The 24,045-nt window shown below is 72.8% G+C and carries 20 protein-coding genes; 8 read left to right on the top strand and 12 right to left on the bottom strand.

Features of this window, described 5'->3' with window-relative positions; genetic code table 11:
- Positions 1-101: 101 nt before the first annotated feature.
- Positions 102-2,012, top strand: coding sequence for a putative bifunctional diguanylate cyclase/phosphodiesterase (locus tag ACZ42A_RS16675; protein WP_468527925.1), 1,911 nt, complete (start codon positions 102-104; stop codon positions 2,010-2,012).
- On the opposite strand, the gene ACZ42A_RS16670 is transcribed toward ACZ42A_RS16675, so the two are convergent.
- The 5 genes from ACZ42A_RS16670 to ACZ42A_RS16650 all read right to left on the bottom strand — a co-directional run bounded on the left by ACZ42A_RS16670 (position 1,991) and on the right by ACZ42A_RS16650 (position 8,393).
- Positions 1,991-3,118, bottom strand: coding sequence for an LLM class flavin-dependent oxidoreductase (locus ACZ42A_RS16670; RefSeq protein WP_468527924.1), 1,128 nt, complete (start codon positions 3,116-3,118; stop codon positions 1,991-1,993). The two genes, ACZ42A_RS16675 and ACZ42A_RS16670, sit on opposite strands and share 22 nt — an antisense overlap.
- Before the next feature lie 224 nt (positions 3,119-3,342).
- The gene (locus ACZ42A_RS16665) at positions 3,343-4,626 is read right to left on the bottom strand and encodes an AAA domain-containing protein (RefSeq protein WP_468528099.1); all 1,284 of its coding nucleotides are present in this window, start codon (positions 4,624-4,626) and stop codon (positions 3,343-3,345) included.
- A gap of 107 nt (positions 4,627-4,733) precedes the next feature.
- Entirely contained in the window at positions 4,734-6,329 is a 1,596-nt protein-coding gene (locus ACZ42A_RS16660; RefSeq protein ID WP_468527923.1) for a hypothetical protein, read from the bottom strand.
- The gene (locus ACZ42A_RS16655; RefSeq protein ID WP_468527922.1) at positions 6,320-7,477 is read right to left on the bottom strand and encodes a hypothetical protein; all 1,158 of its coding nucleotides are present in this window, start codon (positions 7,475-7,477) and stop codon (positions 6,320-6,322) included. The genes ACZ42A_RS16660 and ACZ42A_RS16655 overlap by 10 nt, the downstream gene beginning before the upstream one ends.
- Positions 7,428-8,393, bottom strand: coding sequence for a phosphatase PAP2 family protein (locus ACZ42A_RS16650; RefSeq protein WP_468527921.1), 966 nt, complete (start codon positions 8,391-8,393; stop codon positions 7,428-7,430). The genes ACZ42A_RS16655 and ACZ42A_RS16650 overlap by 50 nt, the downstream gene beginning before the upstream one ends.
- Positions 8,394-8,547: 154 nt before the next feature.
- Here ACZ42A_RS16650 and ACZ42A_RS16645 point away from each other — a divergent pair, with 154 nt between their 5' ends.
- Positions 8,548-9,144: a histidine phosphatase family protein gene (locus ACZ42A_RS16645; protein WP_468527920.1), complete on the top strand. Its 597-nt coding sequence runs from the start codon at positions 8,548-8,550 to the stop codon at positions 9,142-9,144.
- Between the two features lie 137 nt (positions 9,145-9,281).
- Here ACZ42A_RS16645 and ACZ42A_RS16640 read toward each other — a convergent pair whose 3' ends face one another.
- Positions 9,282-10,742, bottom strand: coding sequence for a tetratricopeptide repeat protein (locus ACZ42A_RS16640; protein WP_468527919.1), 1,461 nt, complete (start codon positions 10,740-10,742; stop codon positions 9,282-9,284).
- A 310-nt stretch (positions 10,743-11,052) separates the two neighbouring features.
- Between ACZ42A_RS16640 and ACZ42A_RS16635 the strand changes: the two genes are divergently transcribed.
- Both ACZ42A_RS16635 and ACZ42A_RS16630 read left to right on the top strand, forming a co-directional pair.
- Complete coding sequence (locus ACZ42A_RS16635; protein ID WP_468528098.1) at positions 11,053-11,484, top strand: hypothetical protein; 432 nt, start codon at positions 11,053-11,055, stop codon at positions 11,482-11,484.
- Between the two features lie 67 nt (positions 11,485-11,551).
- Positions 11,552-12,421: a spermidine synthase gene (locus ACZ42A_RS16630; RefSeq protein ID WP_468527918.1), complete on the top strand. Its 870-nt coding sequence runs from the start codon at positions 11,552-11,554 to the stop codon at positions 12,419-12,421.
- 28 nt (positions 12,422-12,449) lie between these two features.
- On the opposite strand, the gene ACZ42A_RS16625 is transcribed toward ACZ42A_RS16630, so the two are convergent.
- Entirely contained in the window at positions 12,450-12,974 is a 525-nt protein-coding gene (locus ACZ42A_RS16625) for a hypothetical protein (protein WP_468527917.1), read from the bottom strand.
- Between the two features lie 141 nt (positions 12,975-13,115).
- On the opposite strand from ACZ42A_RS16625, the gene ACZ42A_RS16620 reads away from it, so the two are divergent.
- The 3 genes from ACZ42A_RS16620 to ACZ42A_RS16610 all read left to right on the top strand — a co-directional run bounded on the left by ACZ42A_RS16620 (position 13,116) and on the right by ACZ42A_RS16610 (position 16,828).
- Complete coding sequence (locus ACZ42A_RS16620) at positions 13,116-13,850, top strand: response regulator transcription factor (RefSeq protein ID WP_468527916.1); 735 nt, start codon at positions 13,116-13,118, stop codon at positions 13,848-13,850.
- Entirely contained in the window at positions 13,847-15,250 is a 1,404-nt protein-coding gene (locus ACZ42A_RS16615) for a sensor histidine kinase (protein WP_468527915.1), read from the top strand. Before ACZ42A_RS16620 ends, ACZ42A_RS16615 begins: the two co-directional genes overlap by 4 nt.
- A gap of 105 nt (positions 15,251-15,355) precedes the next feature.
- Positions 15,356-16,828, top strand: a complete 1,473-nt coding sequence (locus tag ACZ42A_RS16610) for a glycoside hydrolase family 18 protein (protein ID WP_468527914.1) — start codon at positions 15,356-15,358, stop codon at positions 16,826-16,828.
- A gap of 76 nt (positions 16,829-16,904) precedes the next feature.
- On the opposite strand, the gene ACZ42A_RS16605 is transcribed toward ACZ42A_RS16610, so the two are convergent.
- The 4 genes from ACZ42A_RS16605 to ACZ42A_RS16590 all read right to left on the bottom strand — a co-directional run bounded on the left by ACZ42A_RS16605 (position 16,905) and on the right by ACZ42A_RS16590 (position 21,751).
- On the bottom strand, positions 16,905-18,365 hold the full coding sequence (locus ACZ42A_RS16605; RefSeq protein WP_468527913.1) for a GH1 family beta-glucosidase: 1,461 nt from the start codon (positions 18,363-18,365) through the stop codon (positions 16,905-16,907).
- Between the two features lie 115 nt (positions 18,366-18,480).
- A complete protein-coding gene (locus ACZ42A_RS16600; protein WP_468527912.1) occupies positions 18,481-19,398 on the bottom strand; it encodes a carbohydrate ABC transporter permease in 918 nt (305 codons plus the stop codon).
- A gap of 11 nt (positions 19,399-19,409) precedes the next feature.
- A complete protein-coding gene (locus ACZ42A_RS16595; protein ID WP_468527911.1) occupies positions 19,410-20,429 on the bottom strand; it encodes a carbohydrate ABC transporter permease in 1,020 nt (339 codons plus the stop codon).
- Positions 20,430-20,434: 5 nt separating this feature from the next.
- Positions 20,435-21,751, bottom strand: coding sequence for an ABC transporter substrate-binding protein (locus ACZ42A_RS16590; protein WP_468527910.1), 1,317 nt, complete (start codon positions 21,749-21,751; stop codon positions 20,435-20,437).
- A 352-nt stretch (positions 21,752-22,103) separates the two neighbouring features.
- Here ACZ42A_RS16590 and ACZ42A_RS16585 point away from each other — a divergent pair, with 352 nt between their 5' ends.
- Positions 22,104-23,159, top strand: a complete 1,056-nt coding sequence (locus ACZ42A_RS16585; protein WP_468527909.1) for a LacI family DNA-binding transcriptional regulator — start codon at positions 22,104-22,106, stop codon at positions 23,157-23,159.
- A 20-nt stretch (positions 23,160-23,179) separates the two neighbouring features.
- On the opposite strand, the gene ACZ42A_RS16580 is transcribed toward ACZ42A_RS16585, so the two are convergent.
- On the bottom strand, positions 23,180-23,932 hold the full coding sequence (locus ACZ42A_RS16580; RefSeq protein WP_468527908.1) for a GbsR/MarR family transcriptional regulator: 753 nt from the start codon (positions 23,930-23,932) through the stop codon (positions 23,180-23,182).
- Positions 23,933-24,045 lie beyond the last annotated feature (113 nt).

The following is a 24,045-nucleotide window of genomic DNA, read 5'->3' as shown; positions in this document are numbered from 1 at the left end:
TCCTGAGTGGTGGGCAGTGGCTGGAAGGGCCGGAGGACACCCTCTATGATCGGCACACTTTCCTGCGCGGACGACGATCGAGTGCACTGCGGGAGCGAGCGGTGAGCGGAACCTCCGAAGGGCCGACGCCCGCGGCAGACCTCATCCGGCCGGCGGTCACAGAGAGTGACTCAGAGGCGCCGGGTGGTACGGACGCTGTCGCTTTCGTGCCCCTGGACCCGGACACGGACCTGGGCAGGGGCATGGACATGGACATGGACGCGGCGGCGGGCCACGACGCCGACTCCTACCGGTCCGCCTTCACCTCGGCGCCACTCGCCATGGCGGTCGTCGACCGGGACGGTCTGGTCGTCACCGCCAACGACACGCTCGCCGCGCTGTTCGGCGGCCGACCCGGCGGACTCGTCGGACGCGTCGCCGCCGAACTGCTCGACCTCTCCTCCGACCCCCGCACCTGGCACGCCTACCGCGAGGTGCTGCGTGGCCGGCAGGCCAAGCTGCGCTGCACCCGCCGGCTCAAACATCCCGACGGGCACGCGGTCTGGGCGCAGATCACCGTCGCCCCGCTCGCCGACCGCATGCCCGGCGTCCTGCTGTCCGTCACCGACATCAGCGCCCGCCGCGAACTCCAGGCCCAGCTACGGCACTTGCAGATGCACGACCCGGTGACCCGGCTGCCCAACCGCACCCTGTTCTTCGAACGCCTCTCCGCCGCCCTCGACACCGAGTCCTACGCCCGCGGCGGCACCGGCCGGATCGGCCTGTGCTACCTCGACCTCGACGGCTTCAAGGCGATCAACGACACCCTCGGCCACCGCGTCGGCGACCGGCTGCTCGCCGCCGTCGCCGAACGGCTCACCCGCTGCGCCGAGGAAGCCGGCTACACCCGCTCCGGGGCGCCGCTGGTCGCCCGGCTCGGCGGCGACGAGTTCGCCCTGCTCGTCGAGGACTCCACCGGCACCGAACAGCTGGCCGACCTCGCCGAATCCGTCCTCACCGCGCTCCAGGCCCCGTTCGACCTCTCCGGACAGCGGCTCAGCGTCTCCGCCTCCATCGGCGTCGTCGAACGGCAGGCCGCCGGGACCACCGCCACCGGGCTGATGCAGGCCGCCGACACCACGCTGTACTGGGCGAAGGCCGACGGCAAGGCCCGCTGGACGCTCTTCGACCCCGAGCGCAACGCCCATCGCATGACCCGCCAGGCGCTCGCCTCCACCCTCCGCCCGGCCATCGACCGCGGCGAGTTCGCCCTGGAGTACCAGCCGCTGGTCGGCATGGCGGATGGGCGGCTGAGCGGGGTCGAGGCACTGGTGCGATGGAATCATCCGCAGTTCGGCACACTGACGCCGAATCGGTTCATCGGATTGGCGGAGGAGGACGGGGCGATCGTCCCGCTCGGCCGCTGGGTGCTCGCCACCGCCTGCCGCCAGGCCCGCCGCTGGCAGCTCGAACACCCCGACGAGCCGCCCATCTTCGTCAGTGTGAACGTGGCGGTCCGTCAGGTGTGGGACTCCGACCTGGTCGCGGACGTGGCGGAGACCCTCGCCGAGACGGGCCTCGCCCCGCACCTGCTCCAGCTGGAGCTGACCGAGTCCGCCGTGATGGGCTCCTCCGGGCGCCCGCTGCGCACCCTCCAGGCCCTCAGCGACATGGGCGTGCGCATCGCCATCGACGACTTCGGCACCGGCTACTCCAACCTCGCCTACCTCAGCCGGCTGCCGGTGTCCGTGCTGAAGCTGGACGGCTCGTTCGTGCGCGGCTTCCAGTACGAGGACGCCGGGGCGCACGCCAGCCCCGCCGACGAGGTCATCGTCGAGGCGATGATCCAGCTCGCCCACCGGCTCGGACTGACCGTCACCGCCGAGTGCGTGGAGACCTCCGCGCAGGCCGGGCGGCTGCGCCGGATCGGCTGCGACACCGGCCAGGGGTGGCTGTACTCCCGGCCGGTGGCGGCGGATCGTATCTCCGAGCTGCTGGCCTGCCCGGCGGGTCAGGCGGCCGGCAAGCCGTAGGCGTCGGCGATGAGTTCGTAACTGCGCAGCCGCACCTCACCGGTGGGCGTGTTGGCCGTGATCATCAACTCGTCGGCGCCGGTGCGCTTCTGCAGGTCGTCCAGACCGCTGCGGACCTCGTCCGGGGTGCCGTGGATGATGTTCGAGCTCCACTGCTGCACGAAGTCCCGCTCCATGGGGCTGAATTCGTACGCCTCCGCCTCCTCCGGGCTCGGCACCAGACCGGGCCGTCCGGTGCGCAGCCGGACCATGCTCAGCACGGCCGCCTTCACCTCACGCCGGGCCACCCGCTCCTCGTCGGCGGCCAGCGCAGAGACACCGATCAGCGCGTACGGCTCGGCCAGCACCTCCGACGGCTTGAACGACTCCCGGTACAGATCCAGCGCCGGGATGGTGTTCTGCGCCGAGAAGTGGTGGGCGAACGCGAACGGCAGGCCCAGCAGACCGGCCAGCCTCGCGCTGTAGCCGGAGGAGCCCAGCAGCCAGACGGGAGGGCGGTGCGGGGACTGGACGCCGCCGGGGGAGGTGCCCTGGACGGGACCCGGGACGGCATGGATCCTCCGGTACGGGTGGCCGTCGGGGAAGTCGTCGTCCAGGAAGCGGGTCAGCTCGGCGAGCTGGCGCGGGAAGTCGTCGGCGGCCTCGTCGGGCCGGTCGGTGCGGCGCAGCGCCGCCGCGGTGGCGCCGTCCGTGCCGGGGGCGCGGCCGAGCCCGAGGTCGATCCGGCCGGGGGCCATCGCCTCCAGGGTGCCGAACTGCTCGGCGATGACCAGCGGGGCGTGGTTGGGGAGCATCACGCCGCCCGAGCCCAGGCGGATGCGGTCGGTGTGCGCGGCGAGATGGGCGAGGATCACCGCGGGCGAGGAGGAGGCCACGCCGGGCATGGAGTGGTGCTCGGCGACCCAGTACCGGTGAAAGCCCCGGGCCTCGGCCAGCCGGGACAGGGCGACGCTGGTGCGCAGGGCGTCGGTTGACGTATGGCCGGCGCCGACGGTGACCAGGTCGAGCACGGAGAGCGGGGTGGGGGCGGAGCCGTGGGCGGTGCCTTGGATGCCGTCGCCTTCGCTCGTGCGGTTCTCGGCGTCCCGGGTGTCGTCTGCCGCCACGGTGGGGCCTCCTGCTCTCGTCGCCATGCGGTGGGGTCATGGGCGTCAACGGGAGGTGGCGGGGGGTTCATTCCCTGGTGGGCGGAGGTAGGGGGGTGCGGCGGCGGAGGTAGGGGGGCCGCGGGGCCTGCGACTGCGGTGGTCCTACGACCGCGCAGGCGCCGCGGGTTCTAGGTCGTGTCCGCAAAGTCCCGTCGGGGCAGGCGGGACTTTGCGGACACGGCCTAGGGCCGCCAGCTCACCCGGTGCTCCGTCAGGTGGGCGAGGACCGCGTGGTTCGCTTCCCACCCGTCCGGGAACTTCACCAGCGTTCCCAGCTGCACCGGTTCCGTCGACGGATAGTCGTCCAGCAGCTCGCCGACGCCCGCGCGGCAGACCACGATGCAGGCATGCCGGTGCCGGGAGGCGAGCACGCAGAGGCGGCCCGTCTCCAGGTGGAAGGCGGTGGCGTCGGGGCGGCCGGAGAGCGGGTGCAGGACGACCGTGACGTCGTACTCCCGCCCCTGGAGGCGGTTCGCCGTGTCGACGGTGACGTCGCGCACACCCAGCTCGGCGAGGGCCGCGCGGACGGCCGCCGCCTGGTCCCGGTGGGCCGTGCCGACGGCGATCCGGTCGGCGGTCAGCGGCGTCGGGTCGGGGGACCGCTCCGAGGTGGCGGCGCCGCCCCGGTCCAGCACCCGGCGGACGACCGTGGCCACCGCCCGCACCGCCTCCGGGTCGGTGCGCGGGGTGTGCCGCGCGGGCAGCTCCAGCAGGCCCCAGCCGGACTCGGCGGCCTCGTCGATCACCCGGTCCGGCCCGGAGCCGTCCGACGGCACCGCGAAGGCCAGCTTCCGGTCGCCGTGGCCGGTGCCGCTGCGGAACGGGGTGTACGGGTAGAAGGCGTCCGAGACCAGCGGCGCGGCCGAGGCGGGCAGCCGCCAGGAGACCGGCAGCCGGTGCTGCGGCAGGCCCGGGTTGTGCGCGAGCAGCGTGGTGACCGCGGAGGCCGACGGGTCGTACGACAGCCCCGCCCACTGCTCGCTGCCGACGATCGCGAACGGGTCGAGCTGCCCCGGGTCGCCCACGAACAGCGCCCGTTCGAACAGCCCGGCGACGGCGAGCAGCGCGTCCGAGCGCATCTGGTACGCCTCGTCGACGATCGCGTGCCGCCAGGGCTCGTCGACCTTGACGTGGGCCCACTTGGCGGCGGTCGACAACACGACGGGCAGGCCGGTCAGATCGGCCGCCTTCGCCGACGTACGGACGTGGGGCAGCTCGTCCAGCGCCTTGTCGTACGCGTCGGCGTCGCTGCTGTGCAGCCGGCCCACCGGCAGCTCGGGGTTCTTCTCCGCGAGCCGCAGGACCAGGTCGTCGACCTGGGCGTTGGTCTGCGCGACCACCATCAGCGGGCGTCCCGCGTCGGCCAGTTCGAGAGCCGCGCGGACGACGAGGGTGGACTTTCCCGCGCCGGGCGGGGAGTCGACGACGACGCCACGGTCCGGGCCGTGCAGGGTGTCGTGGAGGATCGCGTCGGTGGCCCGCGCGGCGGCGGTGCCCGGGTCGAACGGGGCGCCGGAGTCGAGCGGGGCGCCCGGGTCGAACGGGGCGCCGGGGTCGGTGACGGCCTCGGCGGTCACAGCGCGTCCTCCTCGGTCACGGGGTCGGCGGGTTCGGGGGCGGCCTCCTCGCCGGGCGGTCCGCCGTGTGTCCACGGGGTGTCCTCGGGGTCGGGCAGCTTGGCGCCGCCCCGCTGCTCGTGCTCGAACAGCGTCCAGCACAGCCGGTCGCCCTTCTCGGGCACCGAACCCGGCTCGGGCTCCTTACCGCGGCCCATCTTGTCGAGGATTCGAACGGTGATCAGCGCGCCGTCCTCCTCGCTCGCCACGAACTCGGCGGACTGCGGCTTTCCGCCCAGCGAGCGGTACACCTTCGCGCGCTCCCCGAAGTGCGGCCGGTCGTCCGTGCGGACCGTGACCAGCGGGCGCGGGCTGGGGCGCTTGCCCTCGCTGTACGCCATCTCGACGTCGACGACCTCGCCCGCGAACGCCTCCCCGGCCAGTCGCCGGCCCGCCATCACCAGCGGATCGTCGAGGGCCTCCTGCGCCTCCAGGCGGGCCTGCTCGCGCTCGCGGGTGGCCAGCTTGTTCGCCGCGGTCACCGCGTCGTCGTGGCGCGGCTGCGGCGGCTCGCCGGACAGCACGCGGTCGCGGTGGCCGGTGAACGACCAGCGGTCGCGCGTCCAGCGCTCCTCGACCCGCCCGCCCTCGGGCAGCGCCCGCAGCAGGTCCAGGCCCCGCCACACCGCGTCCCACGTGGGGCGCGTCACGCTCTCCACCAGTGCGCGGATCTCCCGCTCGGCGGCGGTGACGGCACCGAGCCGGTCGTCGGCCTCCAGGCCGTCCTCGGCGGCGGCGAGGGCGCCGCGCGCGCGGTCGTAGCGTTCGATCGCCGGGGCGAGCAGCTTGTTGTCGAACGCCGGGTCGGTGGCCGGACCGGCCGGCGGGCACAGCAGCTGGCCCCGTTCGTCCCGGGCCAGCTCGGCGCGCAGCGCCGCCTCGGCGCCCGAGCCGCCCTCCGGCGGGTCGATCCAGGCGAGCAGCGCGCCCAGGTGCTGGTCCTCCAGCCCGGACTGGCCGGTCGCCCAGTGCCGGGACAGCACCTCGGTCACGGCCAGCAGCAGCGAGGAGCCCGGCACCCGGGACCGCTCCGCGTAGTGCGTCAGCCAGCGGCCCAGCAACGGCACCCGCGGCGGGGCCGGGTGCGGTGTCTCCGGGTCCTGCTCCGCCGTACGCCTGAAGCGCATGGAGCGGCCCAGCAGCCGTACGAAGTCGACGCCCGCGCGGCTCGGCACGATCAGCTGCGGGGCGTCCGCGCACAGGTCGACCTCGACCTTGACCCGCTTGCCGGTCTCCGGGTCGGTCTCGGTGCGCTCGGCGGCCTCCACGGCGTCCGCGTACGCGTCGATGTACGGCAGCACGATGTCCGCCAGCTCGGCCAGGAAAGCGAACCGCAGGTCGCGGTCGCGTGGTTGCGGGACGACCAGCAGGCGGGGTGCGTCCCGGTCGGTGCCGACCAGCGCGCCGAGCGGCGCGCCCGCCTCACCGGCGGTGGTGAGCGGCACGAAGACCAGCGGCCGGTCGGACAGATGCCGGTGCCGGACGGTGGCGGCGGGCTGGGCGCGGCCGGTGTCGACGGCCTCGAGGCGGGCGAGGGTGGCGATCAGCGACATGCGGCCACCTCCGGTGCGGTGGCGCTCGGTCCGGAGGACGCCGTGGCCAGGGCCTCCGCGCGCAGTCGTGCTGCCCGGCGCAGGGCGGCCACCGCCGGGTCGTCCGGGTCGCCGCTCTCGCCGCGGGCCGCCGACAGGACGGCGCCGACGGTGGTCAGCCCGCCCAGCTCGGCGCGGACCGCGCGGCCGAGGGAGGTCACCGCGTCGGCCGCGCGGGCCCGGTCGCGGCAGTGGAAGGCCAGCTCGCAGGCGGACAGGCACTCGGGCGCGTAGGTCGCCGGGACCGACTCGACGGCGGCGGTCAGCTCGGCGGCCGGCAGCTCTGGGGAGAAGCAGGTGCCCTCGGGGAGCGTGTCGACGATCTCCTCGATCCGGGTGAGCCGGGCCAGTTGGCGGCGGGTCACCGCGCGCTGCTTGCGCACGTCCACCGCGGACGCGGCGGGCAGGTTGGAGAAGTCCTTCGGGCAGACCAGCAGGATCCGGTGCCGCACGCGCGGGGCCGGATCCAGACGGGCCGCGACCTCCTCCAGCGCCAGCACGTACACCGCCGCCTGGCGGGCCGCCGCGCCCACCTTCGCCGGGTCCGCGGAGCCGTCCAGCATCGGGAAGGACTTGATCTCCACGACCGTCCAGCTGCCGTCGGGGTGCACGACCACCGCGTCCGGCTCCAGGAACGCCGGGGACCCGGCGACGTCGAGGGCGAGCAGCGGATGGTCGAGCAGCGTCCAGCCGCCGGCCTCGACGGCCTCCCGCAGCGCCAGCGCCGTACGCGCCGCCCGCCCCTCCGGGCCGATCGCGGACAGCTCGGGCACCCGCGCCCGCTCGGGCGGCTCGGCGCCCGGGTCCAGCTTCCGGTGCGCCAGCCGCAGCAGCTCCGCGCCGCCGTCCGCCTTCACCCGTGCCTCGAACGCGTTGCCCCGGGTCAGGGCGAACTGCGACTGGCCGAAGGCGGACGGCGAGCCCAGCGCGTCCGCCAGTCTCGTCTTGTCCACCCCGGCGCCGTCGAGGACCGCGCGCCGCGCGCAGCCCGGGTTCGCGGCGAGCGCCGCGAGGGCACGCGCGTCGAGCGCCTTGGCCGGTACGTCGGGACCGCGCAGCTCAGCGAGCCGGTGCCGGAGCCCCGTCCCCTGCCTCCGAGGGTGCGGCACTCGGCTCGGCTCCCGGTCCGAACCGTGACTCGCGCTGCCGTGGAATTCGCTCACCCGCCGAAGTCTGGCATCCGTCACTGACAATCGAGGCCTGCGCGGCCCCGGCGGCCCCTGTGGCGGGTGCCGCTCCGACCCCCGCACGGTCCGTCAGACGGGCCCTGACCCGGTCCGCGCAGCGCATCACGACCGGGGCCAGCAGCAGTCCGGCCCCCATCACCGCGGCGCCCGCGACCGCGTCGAGGAAGTAGTGGTTCGCGGTGCCCATCACCACGACCGTCGTCACCAGCGGGTACGCCACGGCGACGGCCTTGGCAAGCCGCGTCCCGCCGTACCGCCACAGCATCACTCCGCACCACAGCGACCAGCCGACGTGCAGGCTGGGCATCGCCGCGTACTGGTTGGTCATGCCACCGAGGCCGCGCGGTGCGCTGGCCTCCCCGCCCCACCAGCCGTACGCGCTGTACTGCGCCATGGTGTCCACGAATCCGTACCCGGCCGACAGCAGGCGGGGCGGGCAGGTGGGCAGCAGGGTGAAGCCGATCAGGCCGATGAACGTCGAGGTCATCAGCCAGGTGCGGGCCGCGCGGTAGTGCACGGTGCGGGAGCGGAAGATCCAGACCAGGAGCGCCGGGGTGACCAGATAGTGCAGCGACGCGTACCAGAAATCGGCCGGTATGCCGATCCAGGCCTCCCGCGTGAAGAGACGGTTCAGCGGGTGCTCGGCGTTGAGATGGAGGGCCTTCTCGATGCGCAGGATGGCCAGTCCGTGCTCGACGGCGGTGGAGACGTCGCCCCGGGCGAGCAGCCGGCCCGCCGAATAGCAGACGTACACCAGGAGGATCAGCGGCAGCTCCGTCCACCAGCGCAGCCGGGTCCGCGGGACAACCTCGGTGCCTGGTGAATCGGTCTGCGGCATCCGATCGCCCTCCCCCTTCGTTCACGTTCCACGGCCACGCCTGCCTGGGCGCCCCGGCCCTCAAAGACGCAAAGATCGCCCCCCAGGTTGCCCCACCACAGCGTGCGCGATGATGGTGGGGTTCCGCCTCTGGTTTCTCCCGGAAAGGTCATCCATGGCACCGCGCATCCTGCTGGCCCGGCACGGACAGACCGAGTGGTCGCTGTCCGGCAAGCACACCGGCAGGACCGATGTGCCGCTGCTCGACGAGGGGCGGCGCGGCGCCAAGCTGCTGGGCGAGCGGCTGCACCGGACGCCGTTCGACGGCCTGCCCGGCATCGAGGTGCGCACCAGCCCGCTCTTCCGCGCGCGCGAGACCTGTGAACTCGCCGGGTTCGGGGACCGCGCGCAGACCTGGGACGCGCTGATGGAGTTCCACTACGGCGCGTACGAGGGCATGACCCCGGCCGAGATCCATGCCATACGTCCCGGCTGGCTCATCTGGCGCGACGGTGTGCCCGAGGGCGAGACCCTGGCGGAGGTGACCGCCCGCGCGGACGAGGTCGTCGCCTGGGCCCGCGAGGCCGACCGCGACGTCCTGGTCTTCGCCCACGGCCACATCCTGCGCTCCATAGGCGCCCGCTGGCTCGGCCTCCCCATCGACTTCGCGTCCCGCATCCGCCTGAACCCGACGTCCCTGTCGGTCCTCGGCTGGGCCTACGGCGAACCGGCGATCGAGAGCTGGAACGACGTGGGGCACTTGGCGGGGTAGCCAAGTCGCGGGGCCTGTCTGCCGTAGCCTCGGGCAGTCGTGCCGCCACGGGTGGGCGCGGGCGGCACCCCGCCGACGCCGGGCTGCGCACCCCCTGCCCAGCCCCACTCCGGGCACCGCTCAAGCGAACGGCCCGCTCACACCGTACGCGCCGCCCCCGCGTGCCGCTCCAAGAACGCCGACACCCCAGCCGCCCCCCGATGCGGCAGCAACACCCGCGCGGTCCCCGCCAACATCGCCTGCACGCGCGACGACTGCACCTGATCCAGCAGATCCAGCACCCGCATCCCCGCGACCGCCGCCTCGTCCGGCCGCCCCCCGCGCGCGAGATCGTCCGCCAGCTCGGCGGTGTACAGCGCGATGTTCCGGGTGAAGTGCGGATCCTGGAGCTCCGCCGCCCGCCCCGCGTGCCGCGCGGCCCGCTGCCAGTCGCCCAGCGTCGACCAGCACTGCGCCTCCAGACCCTCCAGCTCGGCCTCTCCGTAGAAGCTCATCCACTCGGGGTCGGCGTCCGAGGGGCCGCGCTCGAAGAGGGCCTGCGCGCGCGTGAGGGCCTGTTCGCAGCCCGCGCGGTCCGCCAGTCCCGCCCAGCCGCCCGCCTCGCGCAGCGCGAGCAGCGACATCAGCCGGGGCGAGCCGAGGGGGCGCGCGATGCGCTGCGCGGCCTGCGCGGCGCGCACCGCCTCCCGGGGCCGCCCGGCGTCGCGCGCGAGGAAGGCCGTGTTGCAGAAGGCGTGGGCCTCCAGCGCGTCGTCCCCGGTCATCCGCGCGGTCGCCAGGGCCTCCGCGTAGTGCGAGCGCGCGTCGTCGAACCGGCCGGAGTCATGCGCCAGCCAGCCCACGGAGATGGCCAGTTCACCGGCGCCGGAGTGCAGCCGGTCGGCGGTCGCCTGCCGGGTCGCGCCGGCGTCCAGCAGCGCGTACGCGGCGCGCAGCGGGGCAGCCGCGCGCCGGTAGAGGCCGTCCGCGCCGTGGCGGTCGTCCAGCAGCCGGATCCGGCGGACGGCGTCTTCCAGGGCGCTTGCCTCGCTCGCGCCGACGCGGCGGACGGGGCGCTCCGCGGCCGTCGTGTCGAGGGCGAGCCCGAAGGGGCCCAGCGAGGCGGCGGCCACGGTGGCGCCTCCGCCGGTCATGAATGCGCGACGCAGCACGTCGCTCTCCTCGTAGTTGATGTGCGGGTCGTACGGGTTCTGCGGGTCATACGGGTACTGCGGGTCCTCCGGTTCAAACCCCGCGCGCGTCTCACCGGTGGTGTGCGCCGGGCTCGGGTCGTGCACGGGGGGCGTGTCCGCGGCGGCGCGCGCCCCGCGTCCGCGCACGGACGAGCGGGGCGCGAACCCCAGGTCGGTGAGCGTGCGGCCGGGGAACATGTGCAGGAACACCCGCTCGTACGCGTAGTTGGGGCAGCGGATCTCGCCCGCCTCCACCCGGCCGATGTAGCGCGCGTCACAGCTGACCCGCTCGCCGATCTCCCGGGCGGCCCGGCGTACCGCCGCCGCGAACTCGGCGGGCGAACGCCGGCCCCGCAGCTGCCGGAAGGCGAGGTTCGGCCGCGGTGGCCGACTGGGCTGAGACGAGGTCACCGGTGACGACGTCATGGCCGGGTCCTCTCGTGCGAACCGTCGAACCATGCCGGATTCCTGGCGAGTTGACCAAACTGCCATGTTGCTGGCTTTATCGGTGTCAGGCCCTGTTTCCGGCGGGCAAGAACGTACCTGCTGTCACGGGTTCGGCACGCTGTGTTTGGCTACAAACCGGATATCTCATCCACGATCTGCCATGAACTGCCATCCTTTGCGGCGCACTTCCGCCGTAGCCGTTGACGCCGCCCCGCGTTGAACACGATGGACCGGGAGCCGCCCGACTCCCGAACCGCTGGCGCAAGGAGGGTTCGTGGTGGAGGCCGGGATGGAGACCAGCCAGAGCATCGATCCGTGTAGGCCGCCGTCCACGCCGCAGGCCGCGTGGGACCTTGTGACGGTTCCGGCCCGGCAGGGGCTGGAGGCGGTCGACATCCTGCGGCGCGGCGACGGGGACGGAGTCGGCCCCGTGCTGCACGACGACGACGGCGACACCCTCGGTTTCCTGGTCCCGCCCGGCACCGCGGCCGGCTGGGACGTCCCGGGCAGCACCTGCACGGAGACGAACGGCCGCGGCCTGAGCCTCGTCCCCGAGCCGCCGGCCACGGGCGCCGACGGCACCGCGGGCACCCCCGGCTCCGACTGCACCTGCTGGCTCCTCCCGCCCGGCGAGGCGGACCCGGCGACCGACCCGGCGGTGCTGCGCCGGGCCCTGGGAGAGGCGGCCCGGATGATCGAGGCGGCGGACAGCTGCCGCTGACCGCCGGGACCGGTTCCCGTCGGCGGCCGACTGCGCCGGTCACGCCGTACGCCCTGATAATGGCCGAATGGGAAAGTCCAGGAACTCCCGGCGGGCGTCGGCCGCCGCCGATGCCGTCGTCGAGGCCGTCGACGGCGGGCTCGCGCAGCTGGTGCCCGACCGCGACCGGGCCAGGGCCTGGACGCTGCTGATCGACGGGGCGCCGCAGTCGCACGTCGACCTGGACGATCCGGGGTATCTGTCCTTCGAGTACCAGCGGCGGCTCGGTCATGTCATCGACCTCGCGGCCCCGCCCGGCAAACCGCTGACCGCCGTCCACCTCGGCGGTGGCGCCCTCACCCTGGCCCGTTATGTCGCCGCCACCCGCCCCCGCTCCACCCAGCAGGTCGTCGAGCGGGACGCGCCCCTCGTCCAACTGGTCCGCCGGGAGCTGCCGCTGGCGCCGAACGCGCGGATCCGGGTGCGTTCGACGGACGCCCGCGAAGGGCTCGCCAAGGTGCCGGACGGCTGGGCCGACCTGGTCATCGCCGATGTGTTCAGCGGCGCCCGCACCCCCGCCCACCTCACCTCGACGGAGTTTCTGGACGAGGTCCGCAGGGCCCTGAAACCCGGCGGAATCTACGCCGCCAACCTCGCCGACGGCCCGCCCCTCGCCCATCTGCGCGGCCAGATCGCCACCGCCGCCGCCCGGTTCGCCGAGCTGGCGCTGGTCGCCGACCCGGCCGTACTGCGCGGCAAGCGCTTCGGCAACGCCGTCCTCGTCGCCTCCGATCTGCCCCTGCCGGTCGCCGAGCTGACCCGCCGGGCCGCCTCCGACCCGCATCCCGGACGGGTCGAGCACGGCAGGACGCTCACCGACTTCACCGGCGGCGCCGTCCCGGTCACGGACGCGGCGGCGGTCGCCTCGCCCGCACCCCCGGCCTCGGTCTTCCGCTGAGGCGCCGGGTCGCCGTCTGAGCGCCGGCTCAGTACGTGCCGATGTCCACCCGCGGCGGACCGTCGTGCCAGGTGCAGAACACCGACACCCGTTCCGCGCCGGAGCTGAACTCCACCCGGATCCACGTCTCCGTCTTCCACACCTGCATCGACCAGCCCGCCCCCGGGGTCGCCGACACCAGCGTCGCGGAGCGCTCGCCCAGGTCGAAGACGGCCCGGCCGCCCTCGGTGGTGTAGCTGCGCACGCGACTGACAGCGGTGGCGGAGGCCGAGGGGGACGCGCTCGGGCGGGCGGTCGGGGTCCGGGACGGCGTCGGCTCCGGAGGGCTGGTGGCCGAGGAGCCGGTGCTCTTCGACGGCTCCGGGCGGCTGGTGCTCGCAGAGGTGGCGAGCGGCTGGTCCGACGCGGTCGCCCCGGCCGAGACGACCGGCAGGGCGCGCGGCGGGTCGTACGCCGTGCCCGCCATCACCGAGTGCACTCCCCACCACGACAGCGTGGTCGCCGCGCCGGTGGCGAGCGACCAGGCCAGTACGTGTACGACTCCTCTGAGCATCGCGGGCCATACTGCACCACAAGCGCCACAGCTGTCCCACCAGTCAGGGACGGCCGGCCGCGGAACGTGGGGTTTTCCACAACGAGTCGGTTGTCCACAGGGCCCGGACCGGTGTTGCCCGCATGGCGTACGGTGCGGCGCATGGCAAGTGTGCTCGTGGTCGAGGACGACCAGTTCGTACGCTCCGCGCTCATCCGGCAGCTGACCGACGCCGCCCACACGGTACGCAGCGTCGGCACGGCGCTGGAGGCGCTGCGCGAGGTCGCCCATCACCGTTTCGACGTGGTCATCCTGGACCTCGGACTGCCCGACCTGGACGGGTCCGAGGCCCTGAAGATGCTGCGCGGCATCACCAACGTCCCGGTGATCATCGCCACCGCCCGGGACGACGAGACGGAGATCGTGCGGCTGCTCAACGCGGGCGCGGACGACTATCTGACCAAGCCGTTCTCCGTGGAGCACCTGTCCGCGCGGATCGCCGCGGTGCTGCGCCGCTCCCGCGCGGGCGCGGGCGAGGCCCCGGCCTCCCCGGTGCTCCGGGTGGGCGGGCTCACCGTCGACCCGCTGCGCCGCCAGGCCGAACTGGACGGCGTACGGCTGGACCTCACCCGCCGGGAGTTCGACCTGCTCGCCTTCCTGGCCGCCCGGCCCGGCGTGGTCGTGCCGCGCCGGGAGCTGCTGGCGGAGGTGTGGCAGCAGTCCTACGGCGACGACCAGACCATCGACGTCCACCTGTCCTGGCTGCGCCGCAAGCTGGGCGAGACGGCGGCCCGCCCGCGCTATCTGCACACCCTGCGCGGCGTCGGCGTGAAGCTGGAACCCCCGGCCATGGAACCCCCGGCCATGGAACCGCCCGGAGCGGAGCCGGTGCGATGAGGTGGGCCCTGGTCAAGGTCTCGCTCGCGGTCACCGCGATGGTCGTGGTCGCCTTCGCCGTGCCGCTCGGGCTCGTCGTCAGGGAGATGGCCCGCGACCGCGCCTTCTCGAACGCCGAGCGGGACGCCGCCGAGATCGCCCCCGCGCTGTCCATCACCACCGACCGCGCCCAGCTCGAACGCGTCGTGGCCTCCGCCGGGTCCGACGCCGGGATGGCCGTGCACATCCCGGCGGCCGACGGCAGCGGCCCGGTCGAGATCGGGCGGCAGCGGGCCGCCGACGCGGACATCGCCGCCACCCGGAAGCTGGGCCGCGCCTCCACCGCCGAGGTGGACGGCGGATCCGCGCTGCTCCAGCCGGTCGCGCTCAGCTCGGGGAAGTTCGCCGTCGTCGAGGTGTACATCCCCGACACGGCGGTCACCAAGGGCGTCGGCACGGCCTGGGCGGTGCTCGCCGGCGTCGGCCTTGCGCTGATCGTCGGCTCGGTCGCGGTCGCCGACCGGCTGGGCGTGCGCATGGTGCGGCCCGCCCAGCGCCTGGTCGAGGGGGCCCGGGAGCTGGGCGAGGGCAAGCTGGGCGCCCGGGTGCCGGAGGAGGGACCGACCGAACTGAGGCTGGCCGCCGTCGCGTTCAACTCGATGGCCGACCAGGTCGTCCAGCTCCTCGCCAACGAACGGGAACTGGCCGCCGACCTCTCCCACCGGCTGCGCACCCCGCTGACCGTGCTGCGGCTCAACGCCGCCTCGCTCGGCGACGGTCCGGCGGCCGAGCAGACCCGGGCCGCCGTGGCCCAGCTGGAGCGCGAGGTCGACACCATCATCCGCACCGCCCGGGACGCCAAACCGCAGACCGCCGCGGCCGGTCCGGGCGCCGGATGCGACGCGGCCGAGGTGGTGCGCGAGCGGATGGCGTTCTGGTCGGCGCTCGCCGAGGACGAGGGCCGCAAGGTGCGGCTGGCCGGCGTCGACCGGCCGGTGCGGATACCCGTGGCCCGCGCCGACCTGGCCGCCGCGCTGGACGCGCTGCTCGGCAATGTCTTCCGGCACACCCCGGAGGGCACCGCCTTCGCGGTCGACGTGCACAACGGCGACGACGCGGTGATCGTCCTGGTCTCGGACGCGGGCCCCGGCATAGCCGACCCCGAGGCGGCCATGGCGCGCGGGCGCGGCTCCGGCAGCGACGGCTCGACCGGCCTCGGCCTGGACATCGTGCGCCGGCTCGCGGAGTCCACCGGCGGGGACGTACGGATCGGCTCCTCGGTGCTCGGCGGCACGGAGGTGCGGATCTGGATCCAGCTGGACGGCCGGGAGCCGGTGCGCAGAGGCCACCGCGGGGCGGTGCGAAGACGCCGTCCGCGTGGGATGGTCTCGACCTTTAACCGGTCCCGATCCCTTCCTTAAGGGCGTCCTAAGATCCTCAACGCCGGTCTGGATGAGGAGTTTTGCCCGATTCCGGATCGCTAGCGTGCTGCCGCACCCACCCCCGATCAGCGAGGCAGACACGCGATGAGCACGCACCGGCGCAGGATCAGCGGCAGGAACAAGGCGATCGGCGGCGTCGTCGCAGCGGCCGTGGCGGGCGGGGGCGCGTTCCTGTTCACCGGCACCGCCCAGGCGGCCGGCGTCGGCGCCGCGTACACGAGGACCAGCGACTGGTCGACCGGATACACCGGGCAGTACGTCGTCACCAACGACACCGGTCAGGCCAAGGCCGACTGGACGCTGGAGTTCGACCTGCCCGCCGGGACCAAGCTCAGCTCGCTGTGGAACGGCGAGTCGAGCGTGAGCGGACAGCACGTCACCGTCACCCCGCCCGCCTGGGACAAGGACGGCCTGGCCGCCGGCGAGTCCGTCACCGTGGGCTTCGTCGTCAACGGCAGCGGTGACCCCACCGGCTGTCTCATCGACGACGCCAAGTGCTCCACGGACGACTCCGCGACCCCCGAGCCGACCGGCCGCCCCACCCAGTCCCCGACGCCCACCGCGACGCCCACCGCAACCCCCACCCAGTCCGCGACACCGACCCCCACGGCCACCGCCACGACCACCCCGAAGCCCTCGGAGAGCCCCGGCACCGGCACCCCCGCCACCGCCGGCTTCGCCCCCTACGTCGACACCTCCCTCCACCCCGCCTTCGACCTGGTCGCCGCCGCAGAGGCCACCGGCGTGAAGGACTACAACCTCGCCTTCGTCACCGACGGCGGCGGCTGCACCCCGAAGTGGGGCGGCGTCACCGACCTCGCAAGCGACGCGGTGGCCGGGCAGATCGGCGCCCTGCGCGCCAAGGGCGGCGACGTCCGGGTCTCCTTCGGCGGCGCGGCCGGCACCGAACTGGCCACCGCCTGCTCCTCGGCGGACGCACTGGCCGCGGCATACGGCAAGGTCGTCGACGCCTACCGGCTCACCAAGGTCGACTTCGACGTCGAGGGCGGCGCGCTGCCGAACACCGCCGCCAACACCCGCCGCGCCCAGGCCATCGCCAAGCTCCAGCAGCGACACCCCGGCCTGGACGTCTCCTTCACCCTGCCGGTCATGCCCGAGGGCCTCACCCAGGACGGCGTGAACCTCCTCGCCGACGCCAAGCAGAACGGCGTCAAGATCACCACCGTCAACATCATGGCCATGGACTACGGCCCGGCGTACAGCGGCGACATGGGCACCTACGCCGAGCAGGCCGCCACCGCCACCCAGGCCCAGCTCAAGAGCGTGCTCGGCCTGTCCGACAGCGCGGCCTGGAAGACGGTCGCCGTCACCCCGATGATCGGCGTCAACGACGTGACCTCGGAGATCTTCAAGGTCGACGACGCCACCCAGCTGGTGAACTTCGCCAAGGCCAAGGGCCTCGGCTGGCTGTCGATGTGGTCCGGCACCCGCGACAAGCAGTGCCCCGGCGGCGCGCAGAACCACGCCGACGCCACGTGCAGCTCCATCGTCCAGGAGAAGTACGCCTTCACGAAGGCGTTCGCCGCCTACCACTGACCCCTCCCCGGACAACGCGGGGCGCGACACCCCCCACGGTGTCGCGCCCCGCCCCCTTTCCCAAGGGCCCCAAGGGTCAGGCGGTCTCCTCCGCCACCGCGGGCAGCACCCCGGACCGCGCCGCGCGCCCGTACCACAGGGCGCTCGACTTCGGCGTCCGCTCCAGCGTGGCGTAGTCGACGTACACGGCGCCGAAGCGCTTGCCGTAGCCGTACGCCCACTCGAAGTTGTCCAGCAGGGACCACAGGTAGTAGCCGCGGACGTCGGCGCCGTCCGTGATCGCCCGGCGGACGGCCGAGAGGTGGCCGTGCAGGTAGGCGATCCGCTCCGGGTCGTGGACGCGGCCGTCCGGGTCGGGCTTGTCGTCGTAGGCCGCGCCGTTCTCCGTGATGTACAGCGGCAGGCCCGGCGCCTCCCGGGTGTAGCGCATGATCAGCTCGTGCAGACCGGTCGGGTCGATGGTCCAGCCCATCTCGGTGCGCTCGCCCGGCGTCTGATGGAACGCCACGTCGTCCGCACCCGGCCACGGCGAGTGCTCGCTCTGCCCGTGCCCGTCGGCCCGCGGCCCGCTCGCCGACGGGTCCGCGGCCGAGACCAGGGTCGGCGTGTAGTAGTTGAGGCCCAGCGCGTCCAGCGGCTGGTTGATGGCCGCCAGGTCGCCGTCCTGGACGAACGACCAGTCGGTGACCGACGAGGTGGCCGCCAACAGGGTCTGCGGGTAGGCGCCGTGCAGCATCGGACCGTGGAAGACGCCGTTGGCCAGGTCGTCGATCTTCCGCGCCGCCGCCAGGTCCGCCGGGTCCTGCGACACCGGACGGACCACCGAGGAGTTGAGGGAGATCGCGACCGTGTTGCGGGCCGGCATCACCGAGCGCAGCGCCGTGGCGCCGAGGCCGTGCGCCAGGTTGAGGTGGTGCGCGGCGCGCAGGGTCGCCGCCGGCTCGGTGCGGCCCGGGGCGTGCACGCCGGAGCCGTAGCCGAGGAAGGCGCTGCACCAGGGCTCGTTGAGGGTGATCCACTGCTCCACCCGGTCGCCGAGTGCCTCGCCGACGATCTGCGCGTACTCGGCGAAGCGGTAGGCGGTGTCGCGCTCCGGCCAGCCGCCCGCGTCCTCCAGCTCCTGCGGCAGGTCCCAGTGGTAGAGGGTGACGGCGGGCTTGATGCCGTGCGCGAGCAGCTCGTCGACCAGGCGGCGGTAGAAGTCGAGGCCGACCTGGACGGCGGGGCCGCGGCCGGTGGGCTGCACCCGGGACCAGGAGATCGAGAACCGGTACGCGGTCAGGCCCAGCTCCGCCATGAGGGCCACGTCCTCGCGGAAGCGGTGGTAGTGGTCGACAGCGATGTCACCGGTCTCGCCGCCGGCCGTCTTGCCCGGCGTATGGCTGAAGGTGTCCCAGATCGACGGGGTCCGGCCGCCCTCGCGGACCGCGCCCTCGATCTGGTACGCGGAGGTGGCCGCGCCCCAGAGGAAGGCGGGGGGAAAGGACTCGGAGGTGGCCGGGTTCGCCGGGGTCACCGGATTCACGGGCTCAGGCATGGAAGCGCTCCCATATGGGGTCGAGGAGACCGACGTAGGACGTAGAACGAGGAAGGGGGGAAGGGAGGGGGCCGAGGCGGCGATGACCCGGCCCCCGGGGAGATGCGAACGGGCGTCAGCCCTTGACCGCGCCCTGCATGATGCCGCCCACGATCTGCTTGCCGAAGATCGCGAAGACCAGCAGCAGCGGCAGCGTGCCGAGCAGCGCGCCCGCCATGATCAGGGACTGGTCGGGGGTGTAGCCGCGGCCCAGGCCCGCCACGGCGACCTGCACCGTGGGATTGCCGGTCTGGGTCAGCACCAGGAACGGCCAGAGGAAGTCGTTCCAGGTCTGCACGAACATCAGCATGCCCAGCACGGCCATCGCGGGCCGCGCCGCCGGGAACACCACATGCCACACCACGCGCCAGCTGCTCGCGCCGTCCACCCGGGCGGCCTCGATGATCTCGTCCGGCAGCGCCTGGAGCAGGTACTGCCGCATGAAGAACACACCGAACGCGCTCACCAGCGACGGGAAGATCACCGCCTGCAGCTGGTCCGTCCAGTCGAGCTTGGCGACCATCATGTACAGCGGGATCACACTGAGCTGCGGCGGCACCATCATCGTCCCGATGACGATCAGCATCAGGGCGTTACGGCCTTTGAAGCGCAGCTTGGCGAAGGCGAACCCGGCGATCGTCGACAGGAAGACGATGGTGGCCGCCGAGATCCCGGCCACGATGGTGGTGTTGAGGAACGCCTCGCCCAGATTGGCGTCGGTCCAGGCCAGTTCGAGGTTGTCGAACAGGTTGGCGCCGAACCAGAACGGCGGTGGGGTCTGCGCCAGCCGGTTGTTGTCGCGGGAGGCGGCGATCGCCGTCCACACCAGCGGGAACAGGGAGCCGATGGTGAACAGGGCGAGCACCACGTAGGCGACCGGACCGGCGTGCAACTGCCCGCCCGCCCGCGCGGACCGGGGCCGGCGCGAGCCCTTCGGCCGCTCGGCAGGAGCCTTGAGCCGGTCCGGATCCGGGGGAGTCAGTGTCGTCGTCACGGCCGGTTCTCCTAACTACTGGCGCGCAGCCGGCGCGAGATGACGTAGTTGACGATCCCGATCACGATGAGGATCAGGAACATCGTCCAGGCGATGGCGGAGGCCCGGCCCAGGTGCTGGTTCACCCAGCCCTGCTCGTACAGGTACAGGCCGAGCGTCTGGAACTGGTGCTGGGATCCGCCCGAGGCGCCCTTGTTCGCGTCGAACAGCAGCGGCTCGCCGAACAGCTGCGAGGCGCCGATCGTCGAGACGACACAGGTGAACAGGATGGTCGGCCGCAGCGAGGGCAGCGTGACATGGAAGAACTGCTGCCAGCGGTTGGCGCCGTCCAGTGCCGCCGACTCGTACAGGTCCTGCGGGATCGCCTGCATCGCCGCCAGATAGATCAGCGCGTTGTAGCCGGTCCAGCGCCAGATCACGATCGTCGACACGGCGACCTGGGAGGCCCAGGTCTCGTTCTGCCAGTCGATGTTGTCGATGCCGACCAGGCCGAGGGCCCAGTTGATCATGCCGTAGTCGCGGCCGAAGAGCAGCACGAAGACCAGCGAGGCGGCGGCGATCGAGGTCGCGTACGGCGCGAGCATCGCGACCCGGTAGAAGGTCGAGGCGCGCAGCTTGTAGTTGAGGATGTGGGCGAGGCCCATGGCCATCAGCAGCTGCGGGACGGTGGAGATGATGCCGATGGTCAGGGTGTTCTGCGCCGCGTTCCAGAAGAAGTCGTCGTCGAAGATCCGGGTGTAGTTGCGCAGCCCCACCCAGTTCATGTCGGTGGGCGCGGTCAGCTCCACCTGATGCAGCGAGGCCCAGCCCGTGTAGACCAGCGGGAACAGGCCGAAGGCCACGAACAGCAGGAAGAACGGGGAGACGAAGGCGTACGGGCTCCAGCGCACGTCCCGCTGCCAGCGGCGGGACAGCCGGGCCCGTCGGCGCCGCTCCTTCTCGGCGGACGCGGGATCGCCGGCCGGGCGGCCCGGGGCCGCGCCCCCCTCCGTGGAGGGGGCCGCGGCGGCGGTGTCGTGCCCAGTGGTCATACGGGTCACTGGTCCAGGTTGTTGTCGATGGTCTTCACGGCGTTCTCCCAGGCCTCCTCGGGCGACTTGCCCTGGGCGACCAGGATGACGCCGTTGTCGGTGAGACCCTGCTGGACGATCTGGTCCTTCGGGCCGATCACCTGGACCGGGGCGTTCTTGGCCGCCTCGGCGAAGATCTCGCCGATCGGGGCGTCACCGGTCATGTCGTTCTTGGCGCCGGTGACCTCGGGCATGGTGTACGCGGCCGGGGTGCTCGGGAAGCTGCCCTGCACCTTGAACAGCTTGGCCTGCTGCTCCGGCGCGGTCAGCCAGGCGGCCAGCTTGGCGGCCTCCTCGGCGTTCTTTCCGGACTTCGGCACGGCGAGGAAGGAGCCGCCCCAGTTCCCGGACTTGGGCGCCTGGGCCACGTCCCACTTGCCCTTCGCCTCCGGCTTCGACTTGCCCTTGATGGTGCCGAGCATCCACGGCGGGCAGGAGATCGCGGCGAACTTGCTGTTGGCGATGGTGGTGTCCCAGGCGGGCTGGAACTGCGTCTGGTTGCCGACGAGCCCGTCCTCCGCGGCCTCCGCGGTGAGGTCGAAGGCCGCCTTGACGGCCGGGTTGTCCTTGTAGATGACCTTGCCGGAGGAGTCGTAGAACCGCTCGGTCTCACTGCTGAGGATCGCGTTGATCAGACCGCCGGGGGAGTCCATGAAGGTGGTGCCCTTGGGGGCGTTCTTCTGGTAGTCGCGGCCGACGTCGACGAACTTCTTCCAGTCGCCCGCCCACAGCTTGGCGACCTCTTCGCGGTCGGTGGGCAGTCCGGCCTCCTTGAAGAGGTCGGTGCGGTAGCAGATGGCCATCGGGCCGACGTCGGTGCCGAGGCCGATCGTCTGGCCGTCCTTGGTGGTGGCCTGCTGCCACTTCCACTCGAGGTAGTCGCTCTTCTTGCCGTACTTCGACAGGTCGAGCAGCTTGTCGGACTGGGTCGCGGCCACCTCGGCGATGTTGCCGACCTCGACGGCCTGGATGTCCATCAGGCCGCTGTTGGTGGTGAGGTGGTTGACGAGCGCGGGGTAGTAGTTCTCGTTGCGCTCGGTCACGTTCTCTTTGATCGTGATGTCGGGGTTGAGCTTCATGTACTCGTCGTAGAGCCCGGCCTCCTTGAAGCCGAACGTGCCGAAGAGCCCCAGGGTGATGGTGGTCTTGCCGCCGTCTCCGCCGTTCGACGAGCCCGGTTCCTTCTCGCCGTCGTCGGCACAGCCGGCCAGCAGCCCGGTGCCCAGCGACGCGACGGCCGCGAGGACGACCGCCTTGCGGCGGATTCGGGTAGATGCTCGCATTGGGTCCTCCAGTTGCCCTGACGTGCCGACCCCCCGGCCAGAATTGCTTTGTTGTCCCGTTGTACGTGGTGCTGCGTGGGTCTTGCCTGGTGCTGTGTGGCGCTGCGGCTCGGGCGGGGAACGTGCGGGATGTGTATGTGCCAGGTAGTGTGGGAGCGCTCCCATCGGTGATGAGTTGAAGGTTCGTGGGTTCGAGCGAGGGTGTCAAGGGACCGGACGCGGAGAGATGCGTTCAGTTATCGGCCTGTTAACTGGAATCCGTCGCTCGGGATCGGTCACGGTCCCTCGGCGCCAGATGGCGGAAGCACTGTTACATTCCAGGCCAACGGGTGTACGAGGGAGGGCGAAGCCCATGGCAAGCCACGGAGCGCGGGGCCGCAGCGGCGGCCGGCCGACCCTGGAGGAGGTCGCCGCACGCGCCGGAGTCGGCCGCGGCACGGTCTCCCGCGTGATCAACGGCTCCCCCCGGGTCAGCGACGCGACCCGCGCGGCGGTGGAGGCGGCGGTCGCCGAGCTCGGCTATGTCCCGAACACGGCGGCCCGCGCCCTGGCCGCCAACCGCACCGACGCGATCGCGCTCGTCGTCCCCGAGCCGGAGACCCGGTTCTTCGCCGAGCCGTACTTCTCGGACATGCTGCGCGGTGTCGGCGCGGCACTCTCGGACACCGAGATGCAGTTGCTGCTGATCTTCGCGGGCAGCGACCGGGAGCGCCGGCGGCTCGCCCAGTACCTCGCCGCGCACCGGGTGGACGGCGTCCTGCTGGTCTCCGTCCACGCCGACGACCCCCTCCCGGACCTCCTGGCCCAGCTGGAGATCCCCGCGGTGATCAGCGGCCCGCGCTCGGCGGCGGAGACGCTGACGTCGGTCGACTCGGACAACTACGGCGGTGCGCGGTCGGCCGTCGAGCACCTCCTCTCCCGGGGCCGCCGCCGGATCGCGCACATCACCGGCCGCCTCGACGTCTACGGCGCCCAGCGCCGCATCGACGGCTACCGCGACGCGCTCACCGACGCCGGCCACGAGGTCGACGAAGGGCTGATCGAGCCGGGCGACTTCACCGAGGAGGGCGGCCGCCGCGCGATGGCCGAGTTGCTGTCCCGCCGCCCCGACCTGGACGCGGTCTTCGCGGCGTCCGACGTCACCGCGGCCGGTGCCCGGCACGCGCTGCGCGAGGCGGGCCGCCGTATCCCCGAGGACGTGGCGCTCGTCGGCTACGACGACTCGGCGATCGCCCGCCACCTGGACCCGCCCCTGACCAGCGTCCGCCAGCCGATAGACGAGATGGGCCGCCGGATGATCGACCTCCTCCTCAACGAGATCGCGGACCGCAGGCCGGCGGTGTCGCGGGGGCTGGAGCGCAGGCAGGTGGTGCTGGCGACGGAGCTGGTGGAGCGGGCGTCGTCGTAGAACTCGAGACGGCTGCCCGCTCAGCGATCCGAACCCGGCTCGGCCGTGCCGCCTGAGGTCGTCTCGGGTTTCGTGTAGAGGATCTCGCGGGCCTGCTCCGCGGCGCGGGTGGTGCTCTCGGAGACGAAGTCGAGGAAGCGGGCGATGTTCTCCAGGCGGGTGGCGGCCGGGGTGCCGGGGCCGAGGACACCGACGCCCTGCCGTGCGGTCTCGACGATCTGGGCGATGGCCCGGGCGCTGGCGATCATCGATTGGTACCAGACGTCGTCGTCGACGGCGTAGCGCTCGCGGCGTCGGTCGTCGCGTTCCCGGCGGACGAGGTCCTGGCTCTCGAGGAACGCGACCGCTTTGGAGACGGACGCCGGGCTGACCTGGAGGCGCTGGACGAGCTCGGACGCGGTGAGGCTGCCCGTGTCGCTGATGGAGAGGCAGGCCATCACCCGGGCCATCATCTTGGGCATGCCCGACTGCATGTAGACGGTGGCCAACGTCTCCTCGTACTCGCGCACCGCCTCGGCGTCGCGCCCGTAGGCCGGCGCGGGCGCCTCCGACTCCCGGGCCGCCGCCTGCCGGCGGCGCTGGGCGCGGCGTTCGGTGGCGCGGTGGGCGAGGTCGGCGCGGTAGGCGGTGGGGCCGCCGTTGCGCATGACCTCGCGGGTGATGGTCGAGGTCGGGCGGTCGAGACGTCGGGCGATCTCCGCGTAGGCGAGGCCGTCGGCCAGTCCCAGCGCGATCTGCTGGCGTTCCTGCTGAGTGAGTCTGCCTCCCGGCATCGCGGCCTCCTCTGTGGTCTGTGAGCATCTCCAGCATAGCGTTCACTCACGAGTCATTGCAACGTGCTGAAGGATCACCGTTGCGTTCGCTGTGGAACCATTGCAATGATTTA

It is taken from the genome of Streptomyces sp. NPDC030838 (genome assembly GCF_055572035.1).
Note: the sequence above shows the minus strand (reverse complement) of the source record. Positions and strands in the feature narration are given on the sequence as shown.